At 68.8% G+C, this 8,594-nt stretch carries 7 protein-coding genes and 1 rRNA gene; 6 read left to right on the forward strand and 2 right to left on the reverse strand.

Translation table 11 applies throughout. The annotated features are described in order from the left end of the window. Positions 1-108 precede the first annotated feature (108 nt). Together B0I29_RS28100 and B0I29_RS28105 are read left to right on the forward strand one after the other, a co-directional pair. A complete protein-coding gene (locus B0I29_RS28100) occupies positions 109-2,187 on the forward strand; it encodes an alkaline phosphatase family protein (RefSeq protein WP_245972783.1) in 2,079 nt (692 codons plus the stop codon). Between the two features lie 6 nt (positions 2,188-2,193). Continuing rightward, positions 2,194-3,321 (forward strand): NHL repeat-containing protein, encoded by a 1,128-nt coding sequence (locus B0I29_RS28105; protein WP_111652098.1) that lies wholly within the window; start codon positions 2,194-2,196, stop codon positions 3,319-3,321. Here B0I29_RS28105 and B0I29_RS28110 read toward each other — a convergent pair. Further along, positions 3,290-4,120 (reverse strand): SDR family NAD(P)-dependent oxidoreductase, encoded by an 831-nt coding sequence (locus tag B0I29_RS28110; RefSeq protein WP_111652099.1) that lies wholly within the window; start codon positions 4,118-4,120, stop codon positions 3,290-3,292. The genes B0I29_RS28105 and B0I29_RS28110 overlap by 32 nt on opposite strands. Before the next feature lie 135 nt (positions 4,121-4,255). Between B0I29_RS28110 and B0I29_RS45305 the strand changes: the two genes are divergently transcribed. Beyond that, on the forward strand, positions 4,256-5,482 hold the full coding sequence (locus tag B0I29_RS45305) for a hypothetical protein (RefSeq protein ID WP_146616901.1): 1,227 nt from the start codon (positions 4,256-4,258) through the stop codon (positions 5,480-5,482). 92 nt (positions 5,483-5,574) lie between these two features. On the opposite strand, the gene B0I29_RS28125 is transcribed toward B0I29_RS45305, so the two are convergent. Then, on the reverse strand, positions 5,575-6,240 hold the full coding sequence (locus tag B0I29_RS28125; protein WP_111652102.1) for a DedA family protein: 666 nt from the start codon (positions 6,238-6,240) through the stop codon (positions 5,575-5,577). 378 nt (positions 6,241-6,618) lie between these two features. Here B0I29_RS28125 and B0I29_RS28130 point away from each other — a divergent pair, with 378 nt between their 5' ends. The 3 genes from B0I29_RS28130 to B0I29_RS28140 all read left to right on the forward strand — a co-directional run. Continuing rightward, on the forward strand, positions 6,619-7,431 hold the full coding sequence (locus tag B0I29_RS28130) for an RNA polymerase sigma factor SigF (RefSeq protein WP_111652103.1): 813 nt from the start codon (positions 6,619-6,621) through the stop codon (positions 7,429-7,431). Between the two features lie 107 nt (positions 7,432-7,538). Then, the gene (locus tag B0I29_RS28135) at positions 7,539-8,006 is read left to right on the forward strand and encodes an ATP-binding protein (RefSeq protein WP_245972784.1); all 468 of its coding nucleotides are present in this window, start codon (positions 7,539-7,541) and stop codon (positions 8,004-8,006) included. Positions 8,007-8,530: 524 nt separating this feature from the next. Then, positions 8,531-8,594, forward strand: a 16S ribosomal RNA gene (locus tag B0I29_RS28140); the annotation flags it as partial.

Here is an 8,594-nt window from a genome sequence, read left to right on the forward strand (position 1 = left end):
CCCGCGGTCAGCCGCCCCTTATTCCCTCGAAAGGAGTAGGACGATCACGAACGTGTCCTTCGTGACGTCAGCAGGTCAGGAAAGCGTCGCTGTGCGATCGTCAAAGCCGTGGCACTGAGCCGGCATACCGACCCGGACCCGTACGCCCGAGGCTGGCGCACCGAGGTGCGCGACCTGATCGCCTGGCGACGCGTCCTCAAGCGGATGCGTGCCGTTCTGCGCAGCGCGGTGACCACGTTCGTGGTGCTCACGCTCACCCTCTGGCTGATGCCGGGTGTGGCGAGCACCGACCTGCTCGACATCCTCGGCCTGGTGGTGATGGTCGCCGTGGTCGGCGCGGTGCTGCGCCCGCTGCTGCTGCTCGGCATCACCGCGCTGGGCGGCTGGGGCGCGATGCTGCTAGGCGTGGTCGCGCAGGTCGCGGTCATGGTGATCGCCCTCGAACTGGATCCGGCCGAGCAGATCAGCGGTTTCCCGACGCTGGTCGCCGCCGCGATCCTGGCGGTCGTGGTGGCCGCCCTGCTGGACTGGATGGCGGACAGCGGCAGCGACGACACGTTCGTCCGGGAAGCGCGCCGGCTGATGCGCGGCGTTCGCCGCCGCGCCGCGCGCCGGTCCGGTGGACCACTGATCACTTTCCGCCGCCCGCGGCCGGGCGCCGAGCCGGGCCTGCTGATCGTGCAGCTGGACGGTGTCGCCGAGCCGGTGCTGCGCTGGGCGGTCCGGGCCGGCAATCTGCCCACCCTCGGGCACTGGCTGCGGACCGGCAGCCACTCGATGCGCGGCTGGCACACCGGCCTGCCGTCGACCACCCCGGCTTCGCAGGCCGGCATCCTGCACGGCGCGACCCGGCAGATCCCCGGCTTCCGCTGGTTCGAGAAGGAGACCGGCAAGCTGATGGTCTCCAACCGCCCGCGTGACGCGGCGATCATCGAGAAACGGCTCAGCGACGGCCGTGGCCTGCTCCGCGACGGCGGGGTGAGCATCAGCAACGCGTTCAGCGGCGACGCGGCGACGAACCTGCTGACGGTCAGCCACGCGGCACTGCCCGGCCGGTCCGCTCGGGGCTGGGCCGCGTTCATGGCGTCCCCGTACGGCTTCACTCGCGCGCTCGTGCTCGGTGTGGCCGAGGTCTTCACCGAGCTGCACCAGGCCCGCTTGCAGCGGCGACGCAACCTTCAGCCCCGGGTCAGCCGGTCCGGCGCGTTCCTCGCCCTGCGGCCGGCGTCGATGCTGCTGCGCGACGTCAACGTCTCCCTGATGGCCGAGCAGATGGCCCGCGGTGTGCCGGCGATCTACTGCGACCTGGTCGATTACGACGAGGTGGCGCACCACGCCGGACCGGCCCGCCCAGAGTCGATGCGCCAGCTGGAGAGCCTGGACCGGATGCTCGGCGTGCTGGAACGCCTCGCACCGGAGGCGGCCCGCCACTATCACCTGGTGGTTCTCTCCGATCACGGGCAGAGCCAGGGCGCCACGTTCCGCCAGCGGTACGGCGAAACGCTCGACGAAGTGGTCGACCGGCTGGCCGGGGCCGACGAAGCGGCCGGCCCGCAGATGCCGGCCGAGGAGGAGGGCAAGGTCGAGCCGGAGAGCACGCCGACGCCGTCCGCGCCGCTGCTCGTGGTCTCCTCCGGCAACCTGTCGCTGATCTACCTGACGAAGGTCCCGCACCGGCTCAACCGGGCGGCGATCGATCACGCGTACCCACGGCTGGTCGACGGGCTGGCGGCGCACCCGGGCGTCGGCCTGGTCGTGGCGCAGACCGACGAGGGGCCGGTCGCGTACGGAACGGACGGCTCACACCGCCTGCGCGACGGGATGATCACCGGGGCCGACCCGCTGCTGCCGTACGGCCCGGCGGCCTGCCACGACCTGCTGCGGCATCAGAGCTCGGTGCACCTCGGCGACCTCGTGGTGATCAGCTCGGTGGACCCGGTCACGCACGAGGTGGCGGCGTTCGAGGAGCTGGTCGGTTCGCACGGCGGCCTCGGCGGATGGCAGACCGACGCGGTGCTGGTGCACCCGGCCGGCTGGCCGATCGCCCGTGAGCTGGACGGGCCGGACGCGATTCACCGGCAGCTCGTCGAATGGCTGGAGATGCTGGGCCTGCGAAAAGAGCCTTTATATGCCGAGGATCTCGATCCGGCGGGAACGGCGCGACTTTCCCCCAGTCGAGATGGTTAGAGCAATGTGCGTTTTCTTGCTGCTCTGTTCCTCGCGCTGACTCCGGCCCCGCCCCCGGCCGACATCGCCCGCCCGGCACCTACTTTCAACGGTACGGTCCACGCGGTCGCGTACCGGGGTGACACGGTCTATGTCGGAGGCTCGTTCACGAAGGCGACGTGGGAGGGGCGCACCTATCCACGGCAGCGGCTGGCGGCTTTCGACTCGCGTACCGGCAAGCTGATGAAGTGGGCGCCGGACACCGACGGCGTGGTGCACGCGCTCGCCACCACCGCCGACGGGGTGTTCGCCGCCGGCGACTTCCACCGGGTCGCCGGGGTCAAACGGGACGCGATCGCCCACTTCAGCGGGGTCAGCGGCACCCTGGCGCCGTTCAGCCACGAGGTCGACGGGACTCCGTACACGCTGACCACCGGTCACGGGCGCCTCTATCTCGGCGGCAGCTTCTCCTCGGTCGACGGCGAGCCGCGCCGGAACCTCGCCGCGTTCGACCTGAAGACCGGCCGGGTCGACCCGCGCTGGGCGGCGAAGGCCGACGACCGCGTGCACACCCTCGCCGTCAGTGGCCAGCAGGTCTTCCTCGGCGGAGCGTTCCACAAGGTCAACGACGTGAGCAGCACGCTGCGGCTGGCCGCGGTCAGCAGCAGCAACGGAACTCTGGACCGGTATTTCCGGCCGAAGGTGACCGCCGAGGTGAACGCGCTCGCGGTGGACAGCGGCGGGGTCTACGTGGCGACCGGCGGGCAGGGTGGGCGGGCGGTCGCGTACACCCTCGACGGCTCGCTGCGCTGGCAGCGCGTCTTCGACGGCGACGCCGTGGCGATCACCAGGCACAAGGGCGTGACCTATGTTGGCGGCCATTTCGACAAGGCCTGCCTCACCCCGCGCAACGGGCCTCGCGGCACCTGCCTGGACGGCGCCGAACCGCGGATCAAGCTCGCCGCGATCACCGGATCGGGCAAGCTGACCGACTGGGCGCCACAGGCGAACGGTGTCATCGGGGTGCGTGTCCTCGGCGTCGACGAACGAGCGAACGCCATCGACGCGGGCGGCGACTTCACCACGGTGGGTGGATCATCAAGACCGCATTTCGCCCGGTTCTCTACTGAAACCGGCGTGCGACGAGCTCACTGACTTTCCAGTACCGCGCGGGCGCGATCCGGGCCAGCCAGTCACCGGCCCGCGCCTCCCGGGTGATCACCAGGCGTGGCCGGCGGGACTGGATGGCCGCCACGATCTGCCGGGCGGCCTCCTCCGGCGGCATGGTGAGCGCCGCCTCCGCGAACCGGCGAGCCTGCGCTGCCTGCTCACCCTCCGGATCCAGGCCGCTGACCCGGGCGTTCGCCGCGATCTGGGTGCGGATCCCGCCGGGATGCACCACGGTCACCCCGACGTCGCGCGGTTCCAGCTCGTGCCGGAGTGCTTCGGTGAAGCCGCGGACCGCGTACTTGCTTGTCGCGTACGCCACCTGCCCCGGCGGCGCGAGCAGCCCGAACAGGCTGGAGACATTGACGATGTGCGAACCCGGCCGCTCCAGCAACTGCGGCAGGAACGCCTTCGTCGTCCGGATCACCGCATGCAGGTTGATCTCCAGGAGCCACTCGACGTCTTCCAGGCTGTTCTGCTCGAACGTCCCGGTCAGCGTCACCCCCGCGTTGTTGATCAAAAGATCGGCGCGGCCATGGCGGCCCAAGACCGCCGCGGCCAGGTCCCGCCGGTCGCCCCCATCGCTCAGATCGATTTCGTACGTTGAAACGTCCGCTGCCCCAAGCTCGTGGGCGAGTTCCGCGACCCGCCCCAAACCTTGGACGTCCCGATCGACGAGTGCCAGGGCCGCCCGCCGTTTCGCCAGCTCGATCGCCAGCGCCCCGCCGATCCCACCGGCCGCCCCGGTGATCACGCAGGTACGCCCCGCGAAGGTGAACCGCTGCATGTCGTCTCTTTCGTCAGCTCTGATATCCGGTCTTTGTCAGCTCTGATATCCGGCGCCTAACGACCGCACAGGATCCGCATAGCCCGGCTGGTCAGTCTTTCTCCCGGTAGCGCCGCACACAACCGAGGAGCTCCGATGACCCAGCACGATCCGTACGCACCGGGCCGCCCGTCCGGGGCTCATCCCCGCTCGTCCGGGGCTAATCCCCAGACGTCCGCGGCTCATCCCCGCAACCCGCACGGCGAACCGGCGACCTGGCCGGCCGAGGTGCCCGACCCGAGTTCGGTACCTCTCGACTGGTCCCCGTCCGCACCCTCCGGCGAGCCGGGTGGCGCGCACGCCGCCTGGCCTGCTCCCCCGGCGGATCCAGGCGGCGCGCACGCTTCCTGGGAGCGCCCGAACCCGGGTGTTCCCGGCAGCGGCCGGGACTCGTGGGCGGCCGAAGGCGCTACTGCCCCCGGCGCTTGGCCGCCCGCGTCCCCGCCCGTCCCCTCAGCTCAGCCCACGGCGTCTCAGCCGGCCGCGTCTCAGCCCTTCTCTTCGCAGGCCGTTGATCCCGGAGCGGGCTGGAACGACAACACCTCCCTCTCCTGGACCCCGGCCGTCGACAATCGTCCGCAGAGCCCAGCCCCGCAGCCGTGGAACGACGAGGTGGCGGAATCCTGGAACAGCAGCACCTCGCAGTCCTGGTCAAGCCCTGCCGCTCAGCCGTGGAACGGAACCGTGCCCGACTCGGTCCCACCCTCCTGGAGCGGCGTCCCGGAGCAGCCCCAGCCCTGGAATGCGGCCGCCGAGCAACCGACCGCGGCGTGGAACGCGCCCCGGGAGGCCGCCGAACCGAGCACCACCTGGCGAACCCCGGCCCAGGCAGCACCGACCGCCTGGGTGAAGCAGGGCACCCACGCGCCGAACACCCCAGTGGAGATGCCCGCCGCGGCGCCGACCGGCTTCATCCCAGCGGTACCGGCCCAGGCAATGCCGGCCCAGCCGATGCCCGCCCCACCCACCGCGCCACCGGCACACGGTGACCCCTCGTTCCCCGGAGCAGGAGCACACGGTGGGCTTTCGACCTCGGCGCCTGAGCCGTGGGCTCCCGATCTCAGCGACGCCCGCGGCGGCAAGAAGAAGCCGAAGTTGGCCCTGGTCGCGGCCCTTGTGGCGGCCGCTCTCGGCGGTGCCGGTGTCGGCGCCGGTGTGACCGCTGCCCTGAGCGGGGACAGCAGCGCTTCCGTCCCGGCCGCGCCCGCTGGCGGTGCTCCCGGACAGCAGCAGAACGGACAGCAACAGAACGGGCAGCAGCAGAACGGGCAGGCCCCGGCGGACGGACAGGCGCCGACGACCGCGCCCTCGCAGGGGACGTAAAAAGAAAAACTTTGCTCGGGGGATAGGAAACGAGGGCGGTTCCCGCAGTGGGCGGCGGGGACTGCCCTCGTTTACGCGTACCCAAGAAGGTTTTAGGCCTGGCTCTCCTCGACGGAGCCGGCGGCGAGTCGCGCGCGCCGCTTGCGGATGTGGCGAACGTGCCAGAAGGCGTATCCGCCGATCGCGAGAACGAGAACCAGGATGACGGCCCAGGAGTACTTGTGGGCGTGCGCCATGATCTTGACGATGTGCACGCCGAGGAGGTGTGCCACCGTGCACCACCAGCCGACCCAGAGGGCCGCGCCGATCGCGTTGTAGAGAAGGAACGCCCGCCAGGGCATCTTGGTGATTCCGGCGATCACGCCGTTGAGCTGCCGGAGGCCGTCGATGAAGCGGGCCACCACGATGATCCGGTTGCCGCGCCGGGCGAAGAACTGTTCGGCGCGCTCAAGCCGTTCCGGGGTGACGAAGATGTATTTGCCCCAGCGGTGCACGGCCTTGCGCCCGCCGCGGAGGCCGATCCAGTAACCGATGTTGTCGCCGACCACGGCCGCGACGAACGAAATGATCGCGACGAGCCAGATGTTCATCCGGCCGGCGCCCGCGTAGATGGATGCCGCCACCATGATCGTCTGGCCCGGGGCTGGGACACCGAAGCTCTCCACGCCGATCACGCCGCCGATGGCCAGGTAGCCCCAGCGGTCCAGGATCGGGGCAACACTGTCCAGAAACCCGGGGAGATCGGCTGAAGGTGGCATCCGCTACACGGTAGCGCCACTGGGGAGCGTCACCACATGGACCTGTTCTCGAACCGATGTCGGACCTTTGGCGATCCGGGCCATGGTCGGCGGAATCACCCGGCGGAGTAGGGCCGCGATCTCGTTCGGTGGGTACTACTGATCAAGGTTGAGCCCTGGCGAACAGGCGTATATCCGATTCAGACCCTTTTCGTGCGGTAAATGACTCATACTTTCGGCTAGTCTTCTCTCGGCCTGTCAGTTAGAGTCTGCATAACCGAACGGCCAAGTGCGCTCGGATGGCGTTTAGAACCCGCCGTCTGATGGATATGGACCGCCTTTACCGACACCGGGCCTCACGAGGGCCGGCTCTCCGGAAGGGCCAGGGAGGACCACGACATGACCGTGACCGAGACGAAGACGGCGGTGGCGCCGTCGACCGCTGCCAGCGCCAAGGCCCCGGTGGACAGCGCGGCCGAACTGCTCAGTGCCTTCGCCGCCGTTCCCGCCGGACACCCGTCCCGCGCCCAGCTCCGTGACAAGGCGATTGAGGCCTGGCTGCCGCTCGCCCGTCACCTCGCGCACCGTTACTCGGGCCGCGGCGAGCCCACCGACGACCTGATCCAGACCGCGATGGTGGGCCTGATCAAGGCCGTGGACAAGTTCGACCCCGAGCGTGGGGTCGACTTCGCCGGCTACGCGATCCCCACCATCATCGGTGAGATCAAGCGGCACTTCCGGGACCGGACCTGGTCCGTGCGGGTGCCGCGCCGGCTGCAGGAACTGCGCCTGGCGATCACCGAGGCCAACAGCACCCTGACCCACTCGCTGGGCCGTTCCCCGACAGTGCCGGACATCGCGGTGCACCTGGGGATCAGCGAGGAAGACGTTCTGGAAGGACTGGAAGGCGCCCGCGCCTACAACGCCACCAGCCTCTCCACCCCGATCAGCGCCGACGGCAACACCGAGCTCGGTGACACGCTCGGCGGCGAGGACCACGAGTTCGAGATCGCCGAGACCCGGGTCTCCCTGGGCCCGGCGCTCGCGACCCTCGACGAGCGTGAGCAGAAGATCCTGACGCTCCGCTTCTACGGCAACCTCACCCAGTCGCAGATCGCCGACGAGATCGGGATCTCCCAGATGCACGTCTCGCGACTGCTCACCAAGGCGCTGACCAAGCTGCGCGGGCAGCTGTCCGCCGACACGATCTGAGTTTCTCGAATGGTGGCGCCGACCTGGATCTCCGGGTCGGCGCTGCTGTCTGTTTATGAGCTGGTCGTACCAGTGCGAATTTTGGCGCAGCGGGCAAGATGGACGGCATGACCGCGCTGCCCGCCTCGGTGCCTCCCGAAGGTGCCGCCGAGCTGGGCAGCTGGACGATCGAGGACTATCACGGGCTGCGGATCCTCCGGGTGGAGTTGCGCCGGGCTGTCGGTGAACTGGGTCTGGTCGGAGTTTCCGCTGGTCCCGCAGGTTCTGGTGGCCGGCCTTCGGCCGACGACGACGAAGATGACGTCGCCGAGCGAATCGCGGTGGTCGCGACCGAGCTCGCCACTAACGCTTTGCGACACGGTCGCCCTCCAGCTTCGGTACGCCTTTTACGGGTCACCGACCTCCTGATCGTGGACGTGTCGGATCAGGACCCGGACGGGGAGCCGCGGTTCGACCTGGAGCGCCCTCTCGGTCAGGGCGGACTCGGGCTGTTGCTCGCCCGCACCTTCGCCGTCGACGTCGGTTGGTACCGCGCTGGCGCCGGCAAACACGTCTGGGCCAGCTTCCCCGCATGAATTGATCTACGGTGCGTGATCGTTGATGTACCGAGAATGCAATTTCTGCTCAGATATCGACCCTGACCTCGCGCGCCACACCCTTCACGGATGGGGGAGGGGGCCGATTTGGAGGTGCGGGGAGGACCGGGTAAAGTTTTCCAAGCCGGCAGGGAAACGGGCGAGCAAGCAGGGCCGAAGTTGAGGCTCAGCGCAGCGGCCGTCCTGCCAAACCCCAGATTTGATCACGGCCCAGCGTCGTGTAATGTTCTGCGGGTTGCTCGAACGGAGTTTCGAACCGCTTAATTTCGCCGAAACGCGGATTTGACGGGGCGGAAAACGAGAGAGTAAAGTTGAACGAGTGCCCCGGGGAACGGGCCGCCGAAACGGTGGTTCTTTCGATGGTGTGCGGTTGTTCTTTGAGAACTCAACAGGGTGCTTGATAAGCCAGTGCCATTTATGGCATTACCCCGGCCTGTCCTTTTGGGATGGGTAGGGAAATTCCTTTGGCAACTTTTTGTTGCCGGGACGCTTTTCCAAAGATTTTGTTGGAGAGTTTGATCCTGGCTCAGGACGAACGCTGGCGGCGTGCTTAACACATGCAAGTCG

The sequence above is a fragment of the Actinoplanes lutulentus genome, assembly GCF_003259845.1.
In the GTDB taxonomy this organism is placed as follows: Bacteria; Actinomycetota; Actinomycetes; order Mycobacteriales; family Micromonosporaceae; genus Actinoplanes; species Actinoplanes lutulentus.